We start from the raw sequence: 23,832 nt of genomic DNA, 5'->3' as shown, positions 1-23,832 counted from the left end.
GGTCTAGACCATGTCGAGCACGCGGCTCAGCGGTGTCGGTGTCAGCAGCGGCCGGGCTTCCGGCCCAGTGGTGAAGGTCGCCGAGGCCTTGCCCGAACCTCCTGCAGGTCCACGACCTGCGGACACGACAGCCGAGGCCGCGCGCATCCGCCCGGCCACCGAAGCCGTGGCGCAGCGCCTGATGGAGCGCGCGAAGACGGTCGAGGGCGACGCCCGCGCCGTGCTGGAGACCACCGCCGCGATGGCGGGCGACCCGTCGCTCATCAAGTCCGCCGAGAAGCTCGTCGCCGACGAGTCGCTGCCCGCCGCCCGCGCCGTGCACCAGGCGGCCCAGAAGTTCATCGGCGCGCTGCAGGCCGCCGGTGGCTACATGGCCGAACGCGCCCGCGATGTCCAGGACGTCCGCGACCGCGTGGTCGCGGAGCTCCTCGGCCTGCCCGCGCTCGGCGTCCCCGACCTCGCGTCGCCGTCCGTGCTGGTGGCCCGCGACCTCGCGCCCGCCGACACCGCGGGCCTCGACCCGTCGAAGGTCCTCGCCCTGGTCACCGAAGAGGGCGGACCCACCTCGCATACGGCGATCCTCGCCCGCTCGCTGGGCATCCCGGCCATCGTCGCGTGCCGCGGCATTCTCGCGTTCGAGGGCACCTCTCTCGACGTCGACGGCGACACGGGCCAGGTCCGCGAGTCGGACGGCAAGGTCCGCGCGGCCGGCACCGGCAAAAAGGCCGAGTGGAACGGCGTGGGAGTCCTCAAGGACGGCCTGCGCGTGAAGGTCCTCGGCAACGTCGGCTCCCCCGCGGACGCCAAGGCCGCTGCTCAGGCGGGTGCGGAGGGCGTGGGCCTCTTCCGCACGGAGTTCTGCTTCCTGGACGCAGCTGAGGAACCGACCGTTGCTGAGCAGACTGCTGCTTACGAGGCCGTGCTGGCGCCGTTTGCGGGCAAACCCGTTGTGGTGCGCACCCTCGACGCGGGCGCGGACAAGCCGCTGGCGTTTCTGAGCCCGGACCCCGAGCCCAACCCGGCCCTGGGCGTCCGCGGCCTGCGCGTCGCCTTCGACCGCCCCGAGGTCCTCGACCGCCAGCTCGAGGCGATCGCCGCCGCGGCCGAGTCCTCCGGCGCCGACGTCTCGGTCATGGCCCCGATGGTGGCCACCGCCGCCGAGGCCGCCTGGTTCGTCGAGCGCGCCCGCAAGGCCGGCATCGCCCGCGTCGGCGTGATGGTCGAGGTCCCGTCCGCTGCTTTGTCCGCGAAAGAGATCCTGCAGGTCGTCGACTTCATCTCCATCGGCACCAACGACCTGGCCCAGTACGTCTTCGCCGCAGACCGCCAGCTCGGCGGGGTCGCCGCCCTCAACGACCCGTGGCAGCCCGCGTTGCTGCGCCTGATCTCCCTGGTCGGCGAGGCGGCCACCGCCACCGGCAAGCCCGTCGGCGTCTGCGGCGAGGCAGCGGCCGACCCGCTGCTCGCGTGCGTGCTCATCGGCATGGGCGTCACGTCGCTGTCGATGAACCACACCGCGCTCTCCAGCGTCGGCGCGAGGCTCGCGACGTCCAGCATGGACATCTGCCAGCTCGCGGCCCGCGGCGCACTGGCGGCGGGCGACCCGGCGTCGGCCAAGCTGGCGGCGCGCGCCCCGCACTAGCGCTTCACCCGATCGTGTGATCAACGCGGGGGTCCTGCCCCCGCGTTCTGATCGCATGACCGACTTCATCACCAAGGACGGCAAGGTCATCCCGCTGAACGGCGGAGGTGGCGGCAAGAAGGGCGCCGGCGTGGTGGTGGCGGGAGCGTTGGCGCTGACCGTCGCTGCGGGTACGGGCGGCGTCAGCTCCATCGGCGGCCTCGGCTCGACCGAAGTGGGCTCGGGTGGGTCGTCGTTACGATTCGGCCCGCGCAAAGCCGAAGGTCAGAAGGCGGCACGCAGGGGCGACGCCGAAGGCGCGTGGCAGCGCATGGGCATGAAGCAGCTCAAGCGCACCGCACGGCAGCAGGCCGAGTGCGTCGCGGTGTCGTTCGGCGAGATTCGCGAGTTCTTCACCCGGACCCGCTGCACCTCACTGGAACGAGCCCTGTTCGCGGTCACCGATGGCGCGGGCAACACCGCGGTGATCTCGGTGGTGTGGGTCGGCCTCGCCTCGACCGGCGACGCCCGCGAGTTCGAAACCGTCATGAACAGGCACGGCAGCGGCGACGTCCACCCGCTCGGCAGCCACCTGCTCGGCCTGGCCGAGATCCACTTCACCGGCCTGCGCTACGGCAGCGACCGCGACGGCAAGTCCGTGACCATCGCGGAGGCCGAGACCGCCGGCGGCCGGATCGACCACGACACCCTGGACGCACTCGCCGAGGTCGCCGCCCACCTGCCTCGCGTCTAGCCGATCGCGGTCACGCGGATCTCGATGCGCATCTTCGGGTGACCGAGGGCGGTAACTCCGCTCTCGGTCCAGATCGGCGCACGCTCGCCCATGCGCGCACGGAACTGCTCCACCATCACACGGTTGTGGTCGTCGAACGAGTCGTCGCCGAGCACGTGGTACGAGTTCACGTGCACGACATCGGCCCAAGACGAGCCCGCCGTCGCGAGCGTGCGCTCGACGTTCTCGAACGCCCGCACGATCTCGTCCTCCAGCGTCTCGGGGAACTCGAACGAGTCGTCCCAGCCGCCCTGACCCGAGATCTCAACGCGATCGCCGATGCGGACCGCCTGGCTGTAGTGCATGTTCTTCAGCTGCGTCTCGCCGTATCCGGGGGTGGCGAAGAACTCCGGCTTGCTCATGATTACCTCCATTGACTTCACGCTTGAAGTCAACAGTACATGACTTCAAGCGTGAAGTAAGCTGCCGCGCATGGAGTGGCTGAACGCCGAGGAGAAGGACGCCTGGACCGGGCTGGTCTCGTTGCTGCTGCTGATGCCGGGCCGGCTGGAGGCGCCGCTGCAACAGGAGTCGGGGCTGAGCCTCTTCGACTACCTGGTGCTCAGCCACGTCTCGGAGGCGCCGGACCGCACCATGCGCATGAGCGAGCTCGCGCACCTGGCGAACGGGTCGCTGTCGCGGCTGTCCAACGTGGTCAAGCGCTTCGAGCAGCGTGGCTGGGTGGTGCGGTCCCCTGATCCCGACGACGGCCGCTACACCGTCGCCTTCCTCACCGACGAGGGCTACGAGGTGGTCGAGGCCGCCGCGCCGACGCACCTGCGCACGGTCCGGCAGTTCGTGCTCGACCCGCTCTCCGCCGCCGACCGCCAGGCGCTGACCCGCATCGCGGCCAAGCTGAGCGTGACCATCCCACCGCCCTAGGCTTGGAGCTCGTCCAACACCGCCCGGATCAACGGGTGGTCCTCGGACCCACGGCGCACCGCCGCGACGACTCGTCGCAACGGCGCCACGCCCGACACGGCCCGTCGTACCGCCACGGCGCTGCCCACCCGCACGCCACCGACGGCGTTCCGGGGCGCCAACGCCACCCCCGCACCTGCCGCGACCAATGCCTCGATCGCGCGGAAGTCGTCAGACGTGTGCCTGATGCGCGGCGTGAACCCGGCTTGCGCGCACGCCATCTCCACGACGTCCCGCAGCGGGTTGCCGGGCAGCGTCACCACCCAGTCCTCGTCGGCGAGCGACGCCAGGTCGACCGGTCCGGACACCGGGTGCTCCGGCGGCAGCACGACGTCGAAAGGCTCGGTGTACAGCGGGAACCGGGTGAGGCGGTCCGTCGTGCGGTGCTCCTCGGTGATCGCCACGTCGATCTCGCCGTCGAGCAGGAGCCGGACGCTCTCGTGCCCTTCGGCGTCGCGCACGGAGAGTTCGATCGAGCGTTCCTTCAACGCCGCCAGCGCGGGTGCGACGACCTGCGTGATCGCCGACGCGAACGCCGCCACCGCCACGCGCCCGGCCGTGCCGGAGGCGAGAGCGTCCAAAGTGGCCTGTGCGCGCTCCAGTTCGGCGGCGACGACGTGGGCGTGCGCGACGAGCAACGAACCGGCCGGAGTCAGCGACACCCGCCTGCCCTTGCGCAGCAACAACGGATGCCCTGCCTCGGACTCCAGCGCCGCTAGCTGCTGCGACACCGCTGACGGCGTGAGGTGCAACGCGGCGGCTGCGGCCGTCACGGTGCCGTGGTCAGCGAGCGCGCGCAGCACGCGGAGCCGTCGTGGGTCGATCACCGCTCAATGATGGGGGATTCCACTCCACCGTTCACGGCGACGCCCAGCGGCAGGATCGGCTCGACGTTCGTCCCCTCCAGCAGGAGGTACTGCTCCTCCGCGATCGACGTCTGCGCGGGAAGGCCGTGCTGGGACGTCGTGATGACGTTCCGCTTCAGGACCGGCTTGCCCGTCGCGGGGTTGATGACGATCTGGGTTTCGACGTCGCTGAACTGGAACTGCGGCGGCGCGGGGAACGCCACCCCGACCCCCACGCCCTCGTTGGGCAGGGGCACGCGTTCGAGGTACCGCGCCCCGTCGAGCGACTTGAGCAGTTCGAACGCTCCCCGCCGCTGGTCGTCGCGCACGTCCGCGATCATCACGGCCATGACGAGGTCCGCGAGTCCGTAAGCACCCTTTTCCTCGGGCTGCAGCTTCGCCTTCATGCCCGCCGGGTCCGCGGGCAGGTCGTCGAACGACTCCAGCCGCTCCCAGTAGGTGGACGTCAGCGAGAGCCCGCTGACGTAGGACTCCTGCACCGCAGGCGCCATCGGACCGATGCGCACCGACCTGCTGCCGCCGAACTGGGGCGCGACCTCCGGCCGGCCCGAGGCCTCCCACGCGGTGTCGTCTTGTCGCGAGAACGGCTTGACCTCGCCGTCCTTCTGCACCACCGCGATCTCGCGCTTCCCGGCCTGCCACTGATCAGTCTTGGAATCGAACCGCACGACGTACAGCTTCGACGGCTCCCCGACGACCATCAACGACGACTGCTGCCGCAACACCCGCCACCACTGAGACGTGGCAGCCGGTTGCACGGGCTGAGAAGGATCAGGCAGCACCACGACCGCAAGGATGATCACGGCAGCAACGACGGCCAACGGAGCGAACCGCCGCACGAGCTGCTTTCGCGCCGGCCTCTCTCGCGGCAACGTGACGATGCGTGCGAGGTCGCGTTCCATCCGGTCGCGGTCGACCTCGGGCGTCGGCGGCTTGGCCTGCGCCAGGTCCTTCAGGATGTCTTCCACGACGCCCTCGCACGGTCGAAGTTCGGTGTCCAGAGAGCGGCCTGCAGACGTCGCCGAGCCCGATGCAGCCGTACGAAGAACGTGGCGGTCGTGCACCCCAGCACCTGTGCGGCCTCGGCCGCGGCCAGTCCGTGCCACGCGATGAGCGTCAGCACCTCCTGATCCGCCTCGGACAGGCTCGCCAGTGCCGCCCGGAGCTCGATCACCGCGAAGTCGTCCTCGGCCGGGAAGTCCGTGAGCTCGATGTGCGTCGTCTGCCGACGAGCCGAACGCACCAGGTTGCGCGCGATGCCGAGCAGCCACGGCAGCGCGTTCGACGGCATCTGGTCGGACTTGTGCCACGCGATCGTGAAGGTCTCGCTGGTGATGTCCTCGGCAAGCCGCAGCCCCGCGTGGCTCGCCGCATAAGCGAGCACCCGCGGGTAGCACTCGCGGTACACCGCCGAGAAGTCCTCCACGTGAGGTAGTGCGCCGACCAGACGGATTCTTACCGTCGAGTGACGCGGGTCACATCACGGAGGAACGCAGACCACGCCTCGCCCGAGACGGCGAGGTGCGTGGCCGGCGCCTTGCTGTCCCGGATGCCGACGCCGCGGCCGACCTCGACGCAGTCACTTGAGTTCGGGCTGTAGGAGCTCTTGCGCCAGGTCGACATGCGGAACGTCTCCTCAGATCAGGAAGCCGGTGATCAGCTCCTTCGATTGTTCCGGATCCAGAGCTTGATCGTCGAGCCGCTTCAGCACTGCGGTGTAGACAGCGATCGACGTCGGGTCTTCCAGGAAGAGGCCGGAGTTCTCGCCTTCGAGGAAGACGGCCGGTTCGAACTTCTCGTAGCCGAGGTGGATGAATGAACCTGAAACGCCGGCGTGCGAGCCGATCGAGGCCGGTACGACTCGCAGGGTGATGTAGGAACGCTGTGCCATCCCCAGCAAGTGGATGTATTGATCTTTCATCACGTCCGGCCCACCCACAGGCAAGCGGAGGGCATATTCGTGGATGTAGAAGACGAACGTGCGGCTCCAGTGGAAGAGCTTGTGGCGTTCGAGCTTCGCGGCGATGACCATCTCGTAGTCGACCGACTCGGGCTGAGCCACTCCGTCGACGGCGGCACGCATGTAGTCGGTGGTCTGGAGGTGGCCGGGGACGAGGAGCGACGACCAGACGGTGATCTCGTTGGCGAGGAGCTCCTGCTTGAGCAGCGTGGATATCTGCTCGTCGCCGGGGAACTGCAGAAACCCGCGTTCGCGTGTCTCGCGGAACAGTGCGAGCAGGCGCTGGACCTCCGGCGTCTTGACGCGGCAGAAGCCGAGCAGCAGCGTGACGTCGGCTTCGGTCACGCCGCCCTTGCCGCGCACCAGGTCGGAGAGTTTGGCTTCGTCCCAGCCGAGTTCTTCGGCGATCTTGCGGTGGGTCGACTGGGTCTGCTCGATGGCGTGCCGGACGCCGTCGCCGAACTCGCGTCCCACCACACTGGACTTTCGTCGTGGCATGTCGAAGAAGCTAGAAGAAAAACCGGTACCGGCTCCATTGTTTCGCCCCGAATATCACCGAAGGAAGTAGTTCTTGGAGCCGGTACAAGTCCGATCTTTACATCTTTGCGCGTGCGGCGATAAACGCATCGACCGCCCGGTTAACGTCCTCGGTGGTGTGTGAAGCCGACATCTGCGTGCGGATTCGTGCCTTGCCGTGCGGCACGACCGGGTACGAGAACCCGATGACGTAAATGCCCTGTTCCAGCAACAGGTCCGCGAGCTTCGCCGCCTCCGCCGCGTCGCCGATCATCACCGGGATGATCGGGTGCTCGCCGGGCAGCAGGTCGAAGCCCTCCTCGGTCATCCGCCGGCGGAACAGCTCGGTGTTCGACCGCAGCTGGACCAGCAGCTCCGACGAGTTCGAGAGCATGTCGAGCGTGGCGATGGCGGCGGCCGTGATCGACGGCGCCAGCGAGTTCGAGAACAGGTACGGGCGCGAGCGCTGGCGCAGCAGTTCGACGATCTCCTTGCGGCCCGAGGTGTACCCGCCGGACGCGCCGCCCAGCGCCTTGCCCAACGTGCCCGTGACGATGTCGACGCGGTCCTGCACGCCGAACAGTTCCGGGGTGCCGCGGCCGGTCGGGCCGGTGAAGCCGACGGCGTGCGAGTCGTCGACCATGACCAGGGCGTTGTAACGCTCGGCCAGGTCGCAGATCTCGTCCAGCGGCGCGAGGTAGCCGTCCATCGAGAACACGCCGTCGGTCGCGATCAGGCGGTAGCGGGCGTCGGCGGCGTCCTTGAGCTGGCGCTCCAGGTCGTCCATGTCGCGGTTCTTGTAGCGGAACCGGCGAGCCTTCGACAGGCGCACGCCGTCGATGATCGAGGCGTGGTTCAGCTCGTCTGAGATGATCGCGTCCTCGGCGCCGAGCAGCGTCTCGAACAGGCCGCCGTTGGCGTCGAAGCACGAGCTGTAGAGGATCGTGTCCTCGGTGCCGAGGAACTCGCTGAGCTTGCGCTCCAGTTCCTTGTGCGGTTCCTGGGTGCCGCAGATGAACCGCACCGAGGCCATGCCGAAGCCCCAGTCGTCGAGCGCCTTCTTGGCCGCCTCGATGAGCTGCGGGTGGTCGGCGAGGCCGAGGTAGTTGTTGGCGCAGAAGTTCAGCACCTCGTCGCCGGAACCGACCCTGACGCTGGCGTTCTGCGGGGTGGCGATGACGCGTTCGGACTTGTAGAGCCCGGCCTCCCTGATCTCCTCGATGGTCTTGAGGAGGTCGGTCTTCAGCTCGCCGTACATCAGGCTCCACTCCAGTCGAGGATGACCTTGCCGCACTTGCCTTCGCGCGCGGTGGCGAAGGCCTCCGCGTGCTGCGTGTGGTCGTACCGGTGCGTGATGACCGGTGCGAGGTCGAGGCCGCGCTGCAGCAGCACGGTCATCGAGTACCAGGTCTCGAACATCTCGCGGCCGTAGATCCCCTTGATGTGCAGCATCTTCAGCACGACGCTGCTCCAGTCGACGGAGAACTCGTCCGCGGGCAGCCCGAGCATCGCGATGCGGCCGCCGTGGGCCATGTTCGCGATCATGTCGCGCATCGCGACCGGCTTGCCGGACATCTCCATGCCGATGTCGAAGCCCTCGGCCATGCCGAGTTCCTCCTGAGCATCGGCGATGGTCTTCTCGGCGACGTTCACCGCGAGGTCGACGCCGACCTTGCGGGCGAGGTCGAGGCGGTGCTCGGAGATGTCGGTGATCACGACGTTGCGCGCGCCCGCGTGCTTGGCGACGGCGGCGGCCATGATGCCGATCGGGCCGGCGCCCGTGATGATCACGTCCTCGCCGATGACGGGGAAGCTCAACGCGGTGTGCACGGCGTTGCCGAACGGGTCGAAGATCGCGGCCACGTCCAGGTCGACGGGCGTGCGGTGCACCCAGGCGTTCTGCTCGGGCAGCACGACGTACTGCGCGAACGCGCCGTTGGAGTGCACGCCCAGACCTCGCGTGTTGGCGCAGAGGTGGCGGCGGCCGGCCTTGCAGTTGCGGCAGGTCCCGCAGACGAGGTGGCCCTCGCCGCTGACCAGGTCGCCGACCTTGACGCCGGTGACGCTGCCGCCGATCTCGACGACCTCGCCGACGAACTCGTGGCCGAGGACCAGCGGCGCCTTGATGTTGGTCGCGGCCCAGTCGTCCCACGAGTCGATGTGCAGGTCGGTGCCGCAGATACCGGTGCGCAGCACCCTGACCAGCACGTCCGTCGGTCCGGGGGTGGGGTCCGGGACGTCGGTCAGTTCCAGGCCAGGCCCAGCGGCGACCTTGACGAGAGCCTTCATGCGGGAAGTTTCACCCTTTGCTGCTTGTGCAGTCCATCAGGACTTTCTGAAGTTCTTGTGCAGCTCAGCTTCATTGGCGATGTTGCGCACCATGCCGCCGAACACGATGCCGTGGAACGGCCAGACGGCCCACCAGTAGATGTGTCCGGTGAGCCCTTTGGGCACGAACACGGCGCGTTGGCGGTAAGTGGACCCGTGTCCCTCGTTGCCCGCCACTCGAAGCTCCAGCCACGCCTTGCCGGGCACCTTCATCTCGGCCCGCAGCCTCAGCAGCTCACCGCGCGAGATCTCCTCGACCCGCCAGAAGTCGAGCGCCTCACCCACGTACAGCCGTTGCGGATCACGCCGCCCGCGCCGCAGCCCCACGCCGCCGACCAGCCGGTCCATCCACCCCCGAATCGCCCAGGCCAGCGGGAACGAGTACCAGCCGCGTTCGCCACCGATGCCCTCGACGACCTCCCACAGGCGTTCGGGCGTGGCACTCGTGCGCCGCTCACGCTCGTCGGTGTAGACCGAACCGCCGGACCAGCCGGGGTCGGTCGGCAGCGGCTCGCTCGGCGCGCCCGGCAGCGTCGCCCCCGACCAGCGGGTCTCGACGTCGGCGTCGCGGATCTTGCTCAGTGCCAGCTCGACGGCCTTGTCGTAGCCGGTGTTCTCGCCCGGCAGCACCTCGCGGATGTCGTTCTCGCGGCACACCACCTCGTGCACCAGCGACTCGATCAACGGCTTCGCGATCGAACGCGGCACGGGCGTGACGACGTTGACCCAGTGCGACGACAGACCCGGAGTCAACAGAGGCACGGGCAGCACACGGCGCTTGGGGAGGCCCGCGACCTCGGCGTACCGCAGCATCATCTGCAGGTACGTCAGGACGTCCGGGCCGCCGACGTCGAACGTCCGGTTCTCGTTCTCGAGCGTGGTGGCCTCGACCAGGTAGCGCAGCACGTCCCGCACGGCGATCGGCTGGATCCGGTTGTGCACCCAGCGCGGCGTGACCATGACCGGCAGCCGTTCGGTGAGGTAGCGCAGCATCTCGAAGCTCGCCGACCCCGACCCGATGATCACCGCGGCCTGCAGCACCACGGCCTGGACCCCCGACCGCAGGAAGACCTCGCCGACCTCCTTGCGGGAGGCCAGATGCGGTGACAGCTCGGTGCCCTCGGGGTGCAGTCCGCCCAGGTAGACGATCCTCCGCACACCCGCCCGCTCGGCGGCTTTCGCCGTGTTCTCCGCGGCCTTGCGGTCGGCGTCGGCGAAGTCCTTCGACTGCAGCGAGTGCACGAGGTAGTGCACGACCTCGACGTCCCGCATCGACTCGTCCAGGTCCCCGAGCACGTCTCCGCGCACGATCTCGACGTCAGCGGCCCACGGGACGTCGCGCAACTTCTCCGGCGACCGCACCAGGCAGCGGACCTCGTGCCCTTCGGCCAGCAGCCTGGGCACGAGTCGTCCGCCGAGGTACCCGGTCGCGCCGGTCACGAGGCATCGCATGCCTCGATCCTGCGGGTTCGCAGGTCGGCGTGCAGATCAGCGCTTGCTGCGCTTGACCACCACGGTCCCGCCGCGCACCACGCCCTTGAGCTGGAAGTGCGGGTTGCCCATGGAGTTGCGGACCTTGTCCTTGACCTCGCCCGCGGTGATCTCGACGGCGTCGAAGTTGAGCGACGCCCCGGCCGGCAGCAGCATCTTCACGGTGCCGAGCGACACGTCCAGGTCGACGTTGACGACCGGCGGCACCTCGGCGGCGGTGAAGTCGAGGTTCGTGGTGCCGAGGGTGTTGCGGATGACGAGCTCGTTCGGCACGACCCAGTGGCCCTTGCGGGTCGTGGTGCTCATCGTGTTCTTCAGTTCGGTGCGCTCGCGGGCCAGTTCGTTGTTGACCATGCCGGGCAGGTCCATCAGCACCGCGTTGAGGTCGGCGCGAGTTTTGGCTGCCAGAGCGGTGTCCGTGCGGACGGTGAACTCGTCCAGCGTGATCATGCCGCGGCCCACCGCCTTGTTCAGCAGGCTGACGACGTGCTCGCGCTCGGCGTCGGACACTCGTAACTCTCTGGCGTCCGACATTCTGGGGTCTGTCATTTCTCTGCCTCCGGATCGGCGTCGAGACCGTGCTCGATGGCATAACGCGCCAACTCCACCCGGTTGTGCAGTTGAAGTTTGCGCAAAGTCGACTGGACGTGGTTTTCGACCGTGCGGTGGGAGATCACCAGGCGGTTCGCGATCTGCCGTGCGGTCAGGCCCTTGGCCACCAGCCGCAGCACCTCGGTCTCCCGCTCGGTGAGTTGCGGCTTCTCCTCCGAGTCGTCCGGCGCGGCGGCCATCCGCCGGTACTCACCGAGCACCAGACCCGCGAGGCCCGCGGTGAACACGGCGTCGCCCGCGGCCGTGCGGGACACGGCCTCGACCAGTTCCTCGGAGGACGCGGACTTCACCAGGTAACCGGACGCGCCCGCCTTCACGGCCTGCAGCACGTCGTCGTGCTCGCCGGACGCGGACAGCACGAGCACGCGCGTGTCCGGCAGCTCGCTGGTGATCATCGCGGTCGCGTCGACCCCGGAGAGCTCACCGAGGTTGAGGTCCATCAGGACCACGTTGGGCCGCACGGCCTTCGCGATCCGCACGGCCGAGGGCGCGTCGCCCGCGGTCGCCACGATCTCGAAGCCGCGTTCCTGCAGATCGCGTGCCACGCCTTCGCGCCACATCGGGTGGTCGTCCACGACCATCACCGAGACCGTCATCCTGCCGCCCCCTTCCTGAACACCCGAACCTCCCATTCCGTGCCCTCCCCCGGCCCGGTCTGGAGCTCGAGCGTGCCACCGAGCGACTCCACCCGGCCCTTGATCGACTTCTCGATCCCCATCCTGCCCTCCGCGGCGGCCACCGCGATCCGGCCTTCCGGGATGCCGGGACCATCGTCCCTGACGCTGAGCACGATCTCTTCCCCCAGGTCCTCCAGCAGCACCCAGGCCCGTGCGTCCTCACCGGCGTGCTTGTCCACGTTGGACAGCGCCTCGCGCACCAGCGACGTGAGCTCGTTCGCGGCGGCGGCCTTCAGCATGACCTGAGTGGCGGGCGTGGACACCTGGATGCGTGGCGTGGCCAGCAACTGCAGCCCCGGCCGCATGTCGATCTCTCCATCCACAGTGGAGTCGCCAGGGGCGGCGGCGACCAGGTTCCGCAGCGCCACCTCCTGCTCGCCCGCCATCGTGGCCAACTCCGCCGCCTCGCCGCCGACCTCGAGGCCGCGCTTGCGCACGCGGGCGAGGACCTGGAGCACGCTGTCGTGGATCGAGCGGGCAAGCCTCTCGCGTTCCGCCGTGGCCGCTTCCGCTCTCAAGGCCTGTGCGAGGAGCACAGCGGAACGCCGTGCCGTGGCGGACGCCATGCCGACGACCATGCCCGCACCGGCGAGCAGCACCACGTCGCGCAGCAGGTCGAGGCTCGGCGAACGGTGGGACAGGTAGGTGAAGAGTCCGACGGTCAGCCCACCGCCGAAGCCCGCGGCCGCCCCGCCGAGCGCACCCAGCGCGACCGCCGGCACACACGCCCAGATCGTCGTGATCAGCGGGACGTGCTGGACCAGCAACTGGTAGTCGGACATGATCAACGGCGACAGCGACATGAGACCGCAGGTCAGCGCCAGGTCGACGAGGACGAGCGGCCACCGCCTGCCCCACGTCGTGCTGTACGCGCGGCTCGTGAAGACGGACCACAGCGCCATCACCCCGAGCGTGGCCCACGCGAGCCACGGCCGTACGTAGTCGGACTGGTTCGCGATGATGTTCGCCGTCGCGAAGAGAAATGTGACTATGCGTAGCGCAATCGTCCCGCGCCACAGGGGCGTGGTCGGGTCGTCGATCACCTTCGTCACACGTTCGGCAGGCTCTTTGCGCACTCTGTGCTCCCTTCGGACACCATCCTGCCGCGTGAACGTGTGCTGGCTAACCCCCAGGTGGCCGTCTTCTGCCGAACGGAGGAATGTGCGACGCTCTCCGGGTTCGGGGGAGGGTGAATGCAGGTGCGCGACTGGCCGGTGTGGACTTTGCGGCGGCCCGCGCTCTGCTACTGGTTGTTCATCGACATGCTCGCGTTCGCCACCGTCGTGCACGCGATCGTTTCGTCGGAAACGCCGTCACCCTCCGAAATCGTCAGGTTCGCGGCCATCGCGGGCACCGCGGGTGCGGTGATCATCGGCAGCTCCATCTACAGCCACCGCCTGGGCGAGACCGAGCGCAACCCGTGGGCAGCCCACCTCTGCTACCTGACGGCGGGCATCCTCGCCCTGCCGCCGAACCTGCTGGTCCTGCTGCTGTTCGGCCCGGCCCTGCACTGCCTGCTGGCCCAGCGCCCGGAAACCCACCGCTGGCTCTTCACCCTGAGCGCCACCGCACTGGCCGTCTTCGCCACCCGCTACGTGCTCAGCTGGGCGGGCCCGCACGCCAACCTCCTGGTCCTCACCCTGGCCGCCGCCCTCCTGCTGATCCTGCGAGCGGGCCTGATCTCCTTCGGCCTCAAGCTCCGCAGCCCCTCGGCCACCTTCGAGGAGAACGTCGGCGACCCCATCGACGCCATCCTCGGCATCGTCGCGGTGTCGATCGGCGGCCTCATGGGCTGCGTGGCGGAGTCGAACGCCGTCCACGCCCTGATCGCCGGCCCACCCCTCGCCCTGCTGGAACGCGCCGCCCAACTCCCCCAATGGCGCCGCTCGGCCCAGCGCGACGCCAAAACGGGCCTGGCCAACGCGGTCCACTGGGACAGCCGAGCCCGCTACGAACTCACCAAGGGCTCCGAGCGCACCCGCCCGATGGCCGTCATGCTCCTCGACCTCGACCACTTCAAGCGCGTCAACGACGAGGTCGGCCATCTGGCAGGAGACGCCGCGCTGGCCGCGATCTCCCTGCTGCTGCGCGGCACCGTGCGCCGCGGAGACCTGGTGGGACGGTTCGGCGGCGAGGAGTTCGTGGTGCTGCTGCCCGAGGCCACGCCGGACGAGGCCGAGCACGTCGCCGAACGCGTGCGCAAGGCCGTGGCCGCTCTTCGCGTGCCGACGATGGCCACGGACGGGAAGCCTCGGGAGCTGCACGGGCTGACTGTGTCCATAGGAGTGTCGACGACGACTCGGTTCGGGTACGAGCTGCCGGACCTGTTGGTTGCGGCCGATGCGGCGTTGCTGGCAGCCAAGGCCTACGGCCGCAACCTTGTGTCCATGGCCTAAAGCTCTTTGACCCGTTCGCTGTTGTCGTCCTTCGGCGCCGTGTCCTGAGGATTCAGCACGTCCACCTTCTCCGGCTTCTGCACCGCGTCCGAGTCCGACACCAGCGACCGGATCCCGGAGTTCAGCACCGCCAGCAACGGCACGGCCAGCAAAGCCCCGGCGATGCCCCCGGTGACCAACCCGCCGGCGATCGCCAGCACCACGGCCAACGGGTGCAGCTTGACCGCACGCCCCAGCAACAACGGCTGCAGCACGTGCGACTCCAACTGCATCACGCCGATCAGCACAGCCAGCACCACAAGCGCCGCGATCGGCCCGTTGGTCACCAACGCGATCAACACCGCGACGGCACCCGTGAACACCGCACCGATGATGGGGATGAACGCCCCGAGGAACACCAACGCGGACAGAGGCACGACCAGAGGCACCCCGATGATCGCCAGCCCGACACCGACACCGACGGCGTCCACGATCGCGACCACGGCCGTGGCGCGCACATAGGAAACGAGAGAGCTGAACCCACGACGACCCGCCACCTCGACGCGCTGACGCACGTCGCGAGGCACCGCCCGAGTCACGAAGCGCCAGATGCCGTCGCCGTCGTGCAGGAAGAAGATCAGCGTGAACAGCGCCAGCAGCAGCCCGGTGAGCAGCTCGCCCAACGTCGCCGCGGTCGTCAGCGCACCGGACGTGATCTCGGCCTGGTTCTCCTTGATCGTCTTCACGATCTCGTTGACGTAGTTCTGCAGCTGCGCGTCCGACAGGTGCGCGGGCCCGTCCTTCAGCCACGTCTGGATCGTGTCGAGCGACGCCGCGACCTGCGTCTGCAGTTCGGGCAGACCCCGGGAGAACTCGCTGATCACGAACGTCAGCACACCGCCGAGAACACCGATGCCGATGATCATCATCACGGTCACCGCCACGCCGCGCGGCACCCGCCACTCGACGAGCTTCGACACCCCAGGCGAGAACAGGGCGGCGAGCAGCAGCGCGATGGCGACGGGGATCACCACCGACGCCATGAAGCCCAACGCGTACGCCACCACGTACAACGCGGCGATCACGACGACGAAGCGCCAGCTCACGGCGGCACTCACCCGCAGCAGCTTCGGGACGCGGCCGCTGATCTCCGACTCCGGCGTGCTCATGTGCCTCACGTTAACTGTTCGGACCCTCGCCAAGCCGGAACTCCACCAGGGATGATCCAACTCGTCAGGGGAGGACGAAGTGATCAAGCCGGAAGACTTGACCGAAGTCGAGCGCCAGGTCGCAGCGGCTTACGCGGGTGGTACCGAGATCGACCTGACCGGACAGAGCGCTCGCGGCGAGGTGCTCACCGGTCTGCTGACCGGTCTGTACCGCGTCCCGCGCAAGGGACTACCCGCTCTGAGGCTTCGCAACGCGCGGATCACCGGCAAGTTCGAACTCGAGGGCACCCGCGTCACGCGGGTGATCGACCTCACCCACTGCACGTTCGAGGAGCCGCTCGACCTCCGGATGGCCCGGCTCATCGGCCTGCGGTTGCGCGGCACCCGCGTGCCCGGCCTGCAGGGCCGCAATCTCAGGGTCTTCAGCGACCTCGTCCTCGAGGCCGGGTTCACCTGCACCGGCACCGTCGACCTCACCGACGCCGCCGTCGACGGCACCTTGAGACTCGCCGGCTCGGTGCTGCGGTCCGACACCGACCACGCGCTGCTCGGTGCCCGGATCAGGGTCAGCGGCTCGGTCCAGGCCATCGCGATGCGCGCGCGAGGTGAGGTGAGGCTCAGGGGTGCGTCGATCGGCGGCAGCGTCCACCTCGGCGGCGCGCGGTTGATCAACACCGGCAAGGACGCGCTCGACGCGTCCGGGATCGTCGTCGTGGGCAACGTCTTCTGCAACGCCGAGGGCGGCCGCTTCACCGCGGACGGACGGGTGCTGTTCGACGGCGCGCGCGTCAACGGGAACGTCGAGTTCACCGGCGCCCGCCTCAACTCCGCCCACCGCGTCGACAACCAGGTGCTGGTCCTGCCGCACGGGTCCGCGGACGAGGCCGCGACGCTCGTGGCCGACCGCATCCGGGTCGAGGGCAACCTCGAGCTCGACGACGGCTTCACGAGCACCGGCACGGTCCGGCTGCCCAACGCGAGCATCGGCGGCTACCTCCGGCTGTCCGGCGCGGTGATCGGGCCGCGCGAGGTCGCCGAGGAGCTCGCCGGCGACGTCACGAACCGCATCCCCGTCGCACTGCACGCGGACGGCATGCAGGTGCGTGGCGACGTCGAGGCCCGTAGCGCGGTCAACGGCGCGGGCACCCGTTCGCAGCCGTTGCACACCTACGGCCAGGTGCGGTTGTCCAACGCGCACATCATGGGCAGCGCCAGCATGTCCGGCGTCTCGTTGCACGGGCCGGGCATCGACGTCCTGTTCGCCGACCGCCTCCAGGTCGGCGGCACGCTCTTCCTGCGCGAGCTGAAGGCCAAGGGCTCGGTCCGGCTGCAGAACGCGAACATCGGTTCCACGCTCGACATGTCCGGCGCCGAGCTGACCCTCCCGCGGCTCCGGGCGAACGGCACGCAGAAGCCGTCGCTGGACGCCCGCGCCATCACGATCGGCAAGGACCTCCTGTGCAGCCGCGGGTTCACCGCGGTCGGCGGCGTCCGGATCCGGCTGGGCGAGGTCGGCAAGATGGCCACGTTCAGCGACTCGCACCTCGGCTCGACCGCCGCGGACATCGCGCTCAACGCCTACGGCCTCACCGTCCACCAGTTCCGCCTGCACATCCCCGAGGGGCAGCAGCCCAAGGGGAAGGTGGTGCTGAGCCGCCTCAAAGCGGTGTCGGTGACCGACGGGCCGGGGCTGTGGGCAGCCGAGGGCGGCGTCGCCGTGGACGACTTCGAGTTCGCCGGCATCACCGCCGACCCGGACGTGCCGGTGCAGACCCGGCTCCAGTGGTTGCTCAAGGTGCAGCCCGACTTCGCGCCCGGACCGTACGAACAGCTCGCCGCCGTCTACCAGCAGGGCGGCGAGGAGGAGCTCGCGCAGAAGGTCCAGTTGGAGAAGCAGCGGCGTCGTTACTCCGAACTCGGCCGTGCGGGGCGGGTCTGGGGCGTCGTGCAGCGGTGGACGGTCGGCTACGGCTACCGGCCCTGGCTCGCGATCTGCTGGCTCGCCGTCTTCTGGCTCTTCGGTGCGCTCTGGTTCGCCTGGCACCCCATGGTCAAGCTCAACAAGGACGAGGACCCGGTGTGGAACGCCGCGTTGCTCGCCCTCGACCTCCTGATCCCGATCATCGACTTCGGCCACGACGGCAAGTGGCAGTTCACCGGTGCGTCGCAATGGATATCCTCGCTGCTCGTGGCCGTCGGATGGGTCCTCGCGTCGACCGCGGCGGCCGGAGCCGCACGGGTGCTGAAACGGGTGTGAGGCAAGGGAAGCCGTTCACACGATGTGGTTAACCGAGCGCTCAGAGCGTGCATTCGGGGTGGATGGACTGGCAGAGTCGCCGACGTCGACTCGATCAGCTGGATCGTCGGCGAATCCCTTGAGCGCCACCGAGTAGCGAGGTTTCCCGCGTTGTTCTCCACTGGTCTGCGAGCGAAGACGGGAGCGAACGGCATGCGCCGCTTCGCCACCCGAGCGCTGCTCGCCGTCGGTGGGGCGATCGCGGGAACGGCCGTTGCCTGGGCGCTCACCACGACGTCGGCCAGCGCGGCCGACACCGTGCCCGCTGCCGACGCGCAGCAGCTCGACGTCGTCAGCAAGATCGTCGCCAAGACGGACGAGACGCTGCCGGTCGTCGTTCCCGCTGCCGAGGCGGTGCACAAGCTCGACGAGACCTTGCGCGCCGAGCAGGAGAAGGCTCGCGCCGCCCTGCCGGACGTGCAGGTCTCCCAGGCGGTCGACCAGATCGCCGCTCGAATCCTGCCGCAGGTCACCAGGATCGGTCAGTCCAGCAGCCCCGCCACCGAGCGGGCCATGGACGTCACGTTCCCGGAGATCCCGGCCCCCGCCACGGATGCCGTCCAGTCGCCGGCACCCGTGGTCTCGCAGTTCACCGGCACGTCCGGTGGCAGCTGGACGGATCTGTTGGAGCACAACGACGTCGTCGTGCCCTCCGAGCAGCGTCCGTCCCTGCCCAGCAACCCGTTCCCGAAGCTGCCCGTCCCGGCCCCCGCGCCGGTGCAGTGCACTTCGTGCAGCGACGGTTCTGGTTCTGCCAAGGGCAGCCTGATCGCTGCCTCCGCTGCACCCGGTGACGCTCACGGCATCTCGTCGACGCGCGCTCTCGCGCCGTCCACCGACGAGGTCACCGTGACGCCGGGCAAGCAGCCCGGTATCAACCCCGACTGATTTCAGCGCGCGGTCCGCGACAGCCCTCCTCCCCTGGCTGTCCGGAAGTCGACCGTCGCGCTTTTTTCTTGCGCTCAACTCGGTCGATCACCGCGTGCGACTCCTCCCGGTGATGACGCGCTTTCCCCTGCGCGTTTCGGCCCCACCCCCTTGAGCCCCCGTCGCTCACTGACGGGAACCCCAAAGAAGGAGTTCTAATGCAGACCTGGGCAAAGCGCGGACTTCAGACCGCGTTTGTCACTGGTGGTTTGCTGATGCTCGGTACGGGCATCGCTTCTGCCCAGGAGAACGTCGACCCGGACGCAGCGCCTCCGGCCGTCGACGTCGCGGCCGCCGTGCCGCTCAAGGCGGACCAGAACAAGTTGGCCACGCCGGTCAAGGAGATCACGGTCCCCAAGGTGGACCGCACGATCAGCACGGACCGCGTCACCAGCGCGGTGCCGGCCCGCACCGCCGCTCCCGTCGCGAACCCGCTGGTTCGTCAGGTCGGCGAGCGCCTGCAGGGCACCTCGTTCCAGCACCTGGTGCGCGGCAACACGGTTCAGGGGCACGCCGATGTGCCGATCAACATCTGCGGCAACGCGATCGCGGTCCTCGCGGACACCGAGGCGTCCGGCGACTGCTCGCAGACCACCCACCGCAACGGCACGATCGTCACGGACGGCGCGGGCCAGGCTCTCGCCGGCAACGTCGTCGCCGCCAACCACGCGCTCCCGGTCCAGCTGACCGGCAACGCGATCGGGGCCGGCGGCAACGCCGGGACCAGCACTGACGCCAAGCAGGTCTCCACGACCGGCGGCGACATCAGGACCAGCGGCGAAAAGGGCTCGCTCTCCGGCAACGTCATCGCCCAGCAGGGTGCGACCCCGGTTCAGATCACCGGCAACGGTGTGGGCGCGGCGGGCATCGCCAACGCCAACTCCACCGCCGACACGTTCGCCTCCTCCAAGGGCGGCGTCACCACCAGCGGCAACAGCGGCTCGATCTCCGGCAACGCCGTGCCGGTCCCGCTGGCACCGCTGTTCGAGGTGAACGGCAACTCGGCCGCCGCCGCGGGCAACGCCGCGACCGACTCCGTGCAGCGCGGTACCGCCGACGCCGGTGGCAGGACGTGGACCACGGGTGACCCCGCCACGCTGGCCGGCAACGTCGCCGCGCCGTCTCTCGCCGGCCCGATCACGGTCGACGACAACGCCGGTGCCGCGGGTGGCAACTCGAAGGCCGTCAGCGAGACGACCAACACCTCGCGTGCCGGTGGCGACCTCAACAGCAACGGCTACGGCTCCACGGCTTCCGGCAACATCGCCGGCGCACCCATCTCGCTCCCCGCGTCCGTGGGTGGCAACGGGGCGTCCTTGGTCGGCAACGCGGCCACCGAGCACGTGAACGACGCGAAGTCCAACGCGGGCGGCGACGTCTACAGCAACGGCGACAAGTCGGTTCTGTCCGGCAACCTCGTCGACGCCCCGCCCGCCACCGCCGTGGACGGGTGCGGCAACGGTGCGACCCTGGCCGGTCAGGCCGCGGGCACCTGCGAGAACGACGTCACCTCGACGACCAGCGGCTACCAGGGCACGCTCGGCAACGACTCCGTGGTCGGCGGCAACGTCGTGTCGGCGCCGTTCGCCACCCCCGCCGAGGTCTACGGCCTCGCGGGGGCGCTCGGTGGTCAGGCGTCCGGCTCGGCCGACGAGGTCAAGCACGTCCGCTCCAGCGGCAAGCCGAACACCGTCGACGACAACGGCACGGTCTCGAGCAACATCGTGACCGCTCCCACCGCCGCCGCACCGCAGGTCTTCGCGGTCACCGCCGGCCTGGTGGGCAACACCAGGTCCGACTCGGCGAACGACACCACCGTCAAGGCCGGTGACGACCCGCTGGCCACCGGCAAGAAGAGCTCGGTGTCCGGCAACATCGTCCAGGTCCCGACCTCGACGCCGGCCCAGGTCTTCGCCGACGGCGTCACCCTGGTGGGCAACAACGAGACCACGGGCGACAACACCACCGACATGAAGGCCGGCGGCGACGCCATCAGCACCGGCGAGAACGGCTCCATCGCGGGCAACGCCGTCTCGGCTCCGGTCGCGACCGGCACCCAGGTGCTCGGCTGGTCGGTCGGCGGCGGCAGCAACGTCGACGCCTTCTCCACCAACGACCTCAGCTCGGTCGCCGGTGGCGACGTCAACAGCAACGGTGACAAGGGTGCCGTCTCCGGCAACCTGGTCGGCGCGCAGCCGGCCGTGCTCCCGGCGGTTCCGGGCAACACGGTCGCGGCGGCCGGCATCACCAACTCCGACGTGGTGTCCGCCACCAACGTCGTGTCCGGTGCCGACAGCTACACCTCGGCTGAGGACGCCTCGGTCTCCGGCAACCTGGTCCACGTCCCCGCCAACGCCTTCGCCGGCGTGTACGCGGACGCGGTCGCCGTCGCCGGCAACGCGACGACGATCACCGACAAGGCCTCGTACACCAAGGCCGGCGGCGAGATGCTCACGGAGGGCAGCGGACCGCTGACCGCCCGCGAGATGACCGTCCCCGTCGAGGTGGCCGCCAAGCTCGCCCGCATCCCCGTCGAGGTCGTCGGCCAGGCGATCACGGAGGGCGTGGACGACGACACGCAGCTCACCGGCGAGGACACCGAGGGCACGCTGCGCGCCACGCAGCTCAAGGGCCTGGAGCTCCCCAAGGGTGTCGACAGCCTGTTGAAGGCCAACGAGGTTCCGGCGTTCCACGGCATCGGCGGCCTCAAGGGACTCAACGGCATCGGCGGTCTCAACGGTCTCGGCGGCCTCAACGGTCTCAACGGTCTCAACGGCAAGCTGCCCGTCAACCAGCTCCCGAACCCGGCTGGCCTGGCGGCCATGACCGGCCAGCTGCCCACCCCGGCTCTGCCCGGTCTGGCGAAGGAGCGCTCCGCCCTGCCGATCAACGGCGGCACCGGCAGCATCACCCCGAACGTCCAGGGCCTGCCGCTGGGCCAGCTGCTCGACGCCGCGAAGCGCATCGTCCCGGCCGGTGCCACCGGGCGTTCGCTGCCGTCCCTCCCGGTGACCGCCCCGGCCCTGCCGGTGCCCGTGCAGCTGCCCGCGCTCCCGACCGAGCGTTCGATGCCCGCACTGCCCGTGCTGCCCGTCGACGGTCCGGCCTCCATCTCGGGTCTGAACCTGAACCCGACCCAGGGCCTCGCCCCGAACGCCGACGAGCGCGCGCTCCCGCAGCTGCCGTTCGACGCCCCGGCGCTGGCCATGATCGACCCGGCCAACCTGTTCCAGAAGGTCACCGGCTCGCTCTGAGCAACACCCCGCACCACACCCCGCAGTACGCAACACCCTCCCTCCGGTAAGAAGCTGAGCCCCAGCGACACGACGGTGTCGCTGGGGCTCAGTGCCGTTCGGGGGTGTTCGTGCTGTGCGTGTCCGGGCAGCCCCGTCACGCCAGCAGTGCCTTCGCGGCCACCACCGCTCCGTCGCTCCGGATCTCGCGCGCCACGGCCGCTGCCCGTTCCCGGACGTCCGCTTCGAGAGCCGACCCCAGTGCCGCTGCCAGGGAGTCGACGGTCGGCGCGGGCCCGTCGTGGGCCACGCCGATCTCGAGGTCGGCCACGCGCCGCGCGTAGTACGGCTGGTCCACCATCTGCGGCACCACGACCTGCGGAGCACCCGCGGTCGCCGCGGCCGTCATCGTGCCTGCGCCGCCGTGGTGCACCACCGCCGCGACCCGGCGGAACAGCGCCTGCTGGTTGACCTCGCCGACCACGAAGCAGTCGTCGCCGTCGTCGACCTGGGTGAGTCCGGCCCAGCCGCGTGCCAGCAGAACCCGGTGTCGTTGCGCGCGAACAGCCTCGACGGCCGTTTTCGCGATGTCCTTCGCCACCGGCATGCTGCCGAACCCGACGTAGACCGGCGGCGCACCGGCGTCCAGGAACGCTTCGAGATCGGCGGGCAGCGGCCGTTCGTCGGGCAGGACCCACGCGCCGGTCTGCACGACGTCCAGGTCCGCGGGCAACACCCAGGGACTCAACGTCGGATCGGTGGCGAGCCACGGCCGTTCGGTGAACAGGTGATCGCGCAGGTTGCCGACCGGCGCCAGCCCGACCGACCTCCGATGCTCGTTGACCGGCCCGCCGAACAGGGCGTTCATGTTCTCGGCGTCGAGGTCCCACAGCACCCGGTTGTCCTCGACGCCGGCCGGATGCGGGCGCCCCGGGTACTCGAACGGCGGGTGGTGCGGCGAGGGCAACATCGTCGGCTGGAAGCACGTGTAGACGTACCGCAGCCCGAGCTTCTCCGCCGCCGCACGCGCCCCCGCCACAGCGGGGAACATCCCGGTGGCCACCACGACGTCACATCCCTCGGCCGCCGCGACCACCGCCTCGTAGGTCGTCGCGACCATCTCGGCCACCCGCTGCGCCATGTCCCCGGAGCCGGCGCCCTCGAGCAGCGACCGTTGCGACCGCCCCACCGGCACGAACGGCACACCGGCCCGAGCCAGCACAGCGGCGAACTCGTCGTCGGGCGGCGCACACACCAGCGCCTCGGCCCCGAGGTCGCGCAGCCGCACCGCCAGCGCCGCCATCGGTTCGACGTCCCCGCGCGACCCGCGGGTCGACAACAACACACGCATTCTTCGGACTCTCCTCAGTGGATCGGATAGCCGGTCTCGGCCACGTCGTCGGCGACGTCGGCCAGGGTGGTGGAGGGGTTGAGCGCGGCCACGACCTGCGCGGTCAACGGCTGCCCGGCGAAGACGTGCCGCACCGCGCCGAGGTCGACCGGCATCTCGTAGTAGTCCTGCGCCCACTCCTGGAACGCCTCGGGCGTGCCGTCGGTCAGCAGTGCGAACATCCAGTCGGCCCCGTCATCACCGTCGCCGGGAAAGTCGACGTCTCCGTGCCGCCAGGCGGTGTCACCGTGCTCGCGCCACAGACACACCGTCACGGTCGGCATGCCGGGCTCGTCGGAGAACGCCGGCTCCTCGACGCACGCCCGGAACACGTCCGGCACCGCATCCAGAACACCAGGCCACGGCTTCCCGTCGTCCGTGGCATAAGGACTCATGGGCGACTCGTGGTCAAACCCGCGCACGTACGCTCCTGCGGCCGTGAACACGATCGAGTACTCGTCGCCGGAGCCGTTCCACATGGACGCCAACTCCTCACCCGGCGCCCAAGCGGCGTCGTAGAGGTGGTGCCGGTCATCGCTGCCAGGACTCAACACCACGTCCAACGCAGCCAGCGAACGGCACAGCGCACGCAGTTCCGGGATGTCGGGCAGGCGACGAGCCACGTCGTAAGCGGTCACACCACCATCCAAGCAAGCC

At 69.5% G+C, this 23,832-nt stretch carries 22 protein-coding genes; 7 read left to right on the top strand and 15 right to left on the bottom strand.

Annotated features, from left to right (window positions below):
• Positions 1–10 precede the first annotated feature (10 nt).
• Both ptsP and IEY88_RS26270 read left to right on the top strand, forming a co-directional pair.
• Entirely contained in the window at positions 11–1,642 is a 1,632-nt protein-coding gene (gene ptsP / locus IEY88_RS26275) for a phosphoenolpyruvate--protein phosphotransferase (RefSeq protein WP_189157498.1), read from the top strand.
• Positions 1,643–1,697: 55 nt separating this feature from the next.
• The gene (locus tag IEY88_RS26270; protein WP_189157497.1) at positions 1,698–2,375 is read left to right on the top strand and encodes a hypothetical protein; all 678 of its coding nucleotides are present in this window, start codon (positions 1,698–1,700) and stop codon (positions 2,373–2,375) included.
• Here IEY88_RS26270 and IEY88_RS26265 read toward each other — a convergent pair.
• Positions 2,372–2,776 (bottom strand): RidA family protein, encoded by a 405-nt coding sequence (locus IEY88_RS26265; RefSeq protein ID WP_189157496.1) that lies wholly within the window; start codon positions 2,774–2,776, stop codon positions 2,372–2,374. The genes IEY88_RS26270 and IEY88_RS26265 overlap by 4 nt on opposite strands.
• 70 nt (positions 2,777–2,846) lie before the next feature.
• Here IEY88_RS26265 and IEY88_RS26260 point away from each other — a divergent pair, with 70 nt between their 5' ends.
• The gene (locus IEY88_RS26260) at positions 2,847–3,296 is read left to right on the top strand and encodes a MarR family winged helix-turn-helix transcriptional regulator (protein WP_189157495.1); all 450 of its coding nucleotides are present in this window, start codon (positions 2,847–2,849) and stop codon (positions 3,294–3,296) included.
• Here IEY88_RS26260 and IEY88_RS26255 read toward each other — a convergent pair.
• The 11 genes from IEY88_RS26255 to macS all read right to left on the bottom strand — a co-directional run bounded on the left by IEY88_RS26255 (position 3,293) and on the right by macS (position 12,861).
• A complete protein-coding gene (locus IEY88_RS26255; protein ID WP_189157494.1) occupies positions 3,293–4,162 on the bottom strand; it encodes a LysR family transcriptional regulator in 870 nt (289 codons plus the stop codon). The two genes, IEY88_RS26260 and IEY88_RS26255, sit on opposite strands and share 4 nt — an antisense overlap.
• A complete protein-coding gene (locus IEY88_RS26250; protein ID WP_189157493.1) occupies positions 4,159–5,169 on the bottom strand; it encodes a hypothetical protein in 1,011 nt (336 codons plus the stop codon). The genes IEY88_RS26255 and IEY88_RS26250 overlap by 4 nt, the downstream gene beginning before the upstream one ends.
• Positions 5,154–5,627, bottom strand: coding sequence for an RNA polymerase sigma factor (locus tag IEY88_RS26245; protein WP_189157492.1), 474 nt, complete (start codon positions 5,625–5,627; stop codon positions 5,154–5,156). The genes IEY88_RS26250 and IEY88_RS26245 overlap by 16 nt, the downstream gene beginning before the upstream one ends.
• A gap of 29 nt (positions 5,628–5,656) precedes the next feature.
• Complete coding sequence (locus IEY88_RS26240) at positions 5,657–5,824, bottom strand: DUF397 domain-containing protein (protein WP_189157491.1); 168 nt, start codon at positions 5,822–5,824, stop codon at positions 5,657–5,659.
• Between the two features lie 13 nt (positions 5,825–5,837).
• Positions 5,838–6,659, bottom strand: coding sequence for a DUF5753 domain-containing protein (locus IEY88_RS26235; protein WP_189157490.1), 822 nt, complete (start codon positions 6,657–6,659; stop codon positions 5,838–5,840).
• A 97-nt stretch (positions 6,660–6,756) separates the two neighbouring features.
• Positions 6,757–7,935 carry a glycine C-acetyltransferase gene (locus tag IEY88_RS26230; RefSeq protein WP_189157489.1) on the bottom strand — a complete coding sequence of 393 codons (1,179 nt, stop codon included), beginning with the start codon at positions 7,933–7,935 and terminating at the stop codon, positions 6,757–6,759.
• Positions 7,935–8,966 carry an L-threonine 3-dehydrogenase gene (tdh, locus tag IEY88_RS26225; protein ID WP_189157488.1) on the bottom strand — a complete coding sequence of 344 codons (1,032 nt, stop codon included), beginning with the start codon at positions 8,964–8,966 and terminating at the stop codon, positions 7,935–7,937. The genes IEY88_RS26230 and tdh overlap by 1 nt, the downstream gene beginning before the upstream one ends.
• Positions 8,967–9,002: 36 nt before the next feature.
• Positions 9,003–10,457 carry an SDR family oxidoreductase gene (locus IEY88_RS26220; protein ID WP_189157487.1) on the bottom strand — a complete coding sequence of 485 codons (1,455 nt, stop codon included), beginning with the start codon at positions 10,455–10,457 and terminating at the stop codon, positions 9,003–9,005.
• Positions 10,458–10,493: 36 nt separating this feature from the next.
• On the bottom strand, positions 10,494–11,006 hold the full coding sequence (locus tag IEY88_RS26215; protein ID WP_229693765.1) for a DUF1707 SHOCT-like domain-containing protein: 513 nt from the start codon (positions 11,004–11,006) through the stop codon (positions 10,494–10,496).
• Positions 11,007–11,041: 35 nt separating this feature from the next.
• Complete coding sequence (locus IEY88_RS26210) at positions 11,042–11,704, bottom strand: response regulator (protein WP_189157485.1); 663 nt, start codon at positions 11,702–11,704, stop codon at positions 11,042–11,044.
• Positions 11,701–12,861, bottom strand: a complete 1,161-nt coding sequence (gene macS, locus IEY88_RS26205) for a MacS family sensor histidine kinase (protein WP_229693764.1) — start codon at positions 12,859–12,861, stop codon at positions 11,701–11,703. The genes IEY88_RS26210 and macS overlap by 4 nt, the downstream gene beginning before the upstream one ends.
• A 117-nt stretch (positions 12,862–12,978) precedes the next feature.
• Here macS and IEY88_RS26200 point away from each other — a divergent pair, with 117 nt between their 5' ends.
• Positions 12,979–14,181 carry a GGDEF domain-containing protein gene (locus IEY88_RS26200; protein ID WP_229693763.1) on the top strand — a complete coding sequence of 401 codons (1,203 nt, stop codon included), beginning with the start codon at positions 12,979–12,981 and terminating at the stop codon, positions 14,179–14,181.
• On the opposite strand, the gene IEY88_RS26195 is transcribed toward IEY88_RS26200, so the two are convergent.
• Positions 14,178–15,329, bottom strand: coding sequence for an AI-2E family transporter (locus IEY88_RS26195; protein ID WP_189157484.1), 1,152 nt, complete (start codon positions 15,327–15,329; stop codon positions 14,178–14,180). The two genes, IEY88_RS26200 and IEY88_RS26195, sit on opposite strands and share 4 nt — an antisense overlap.
• A gap of 79 nt (positions 15,330–15,408) precedes the next feature.
• On the opposite strand from IEY88_RS26195, the gene IEY88_RS26190 reads away from it, so the two are divergent.
• From IEY88_RS26190 to IEY88_RS26180, 3 genes are all read left to right on the top strand, one after another.
• On the top strand, positions 15,409–17,586 hold the full coding sequence (locus IEY88_RS26190; protein WP_229693762.1) for a translocation/assembly module TamB domain-containing protein: 2,178 nt from the start codon (positions 15,409–15,411) through the stop codon (positions 17,584–17,586).
• A gap of 192 nt (positions 17,587–17,778) precedes the next feature.
• Entirely contained in the window at positions 17,779–18,513 is a 735-nt protein-coding gene (locus tag IEY88_RS26185; protein WP_189157483.1) for a hypothetical protein, read from the top strand.
• A gap of 197 nt (positions 18,514–18,710) precedes the next feature.
• Complete coding sequence (locus IEY88_RS26180) at positions 18,711–21,806, top strand: beta strand repeat-containing protein (RefSeq protein WP_189157482.1); 3,096 nt, start codon at positions 18,711–18,713, stop codon at positions 21,804–21,806.
• A gap of 136 nt (positions 21,807–21,942) precedes the next feature.
• Here the strand turns inward: IEY88_RS26180 and IEY88_RS26175 are convergent, their stop codons facing one another.
• Complete coding sequence (locus IEY88_RS26175; protein WP_189157481.1) at positions 21,943–23,136, bottom strand: glycosyltransferase; 1,194 nt, start codon at positions 23,134–23,136, stop codon at positions 21,943–21,945.
• Between the two features lie 14 nt (positions 23,137–23,150).
• Positions 23,151–23,813: a hypothetical protein gene (locus IEY88_RS26170; RefSeq protein ID WP_189157480.1), complete on the bottom strand. Its 663-nt coding sequence runs from the start codon at positions 23,811–23,813 to the stop codon at positions 23,151–23,153.
• Between the last annotated feature and the right edge of the window lie 19 nt (positions 23,814–23,832).

This window comes from Lentzea pudingi (assembly GCF_014646255.1).
Taxonomy (GTDB): Bacteria; Actinomycetota; Actinomycetes; order Mycobacteriales; family Pseudonocardiaceae; genus Lentzea; species Lentzea pudingi.
Note: the sequence above shows the minus strand (reverse complement) of the source record. Positions and strands in the feature narration are given on the sequence as shown.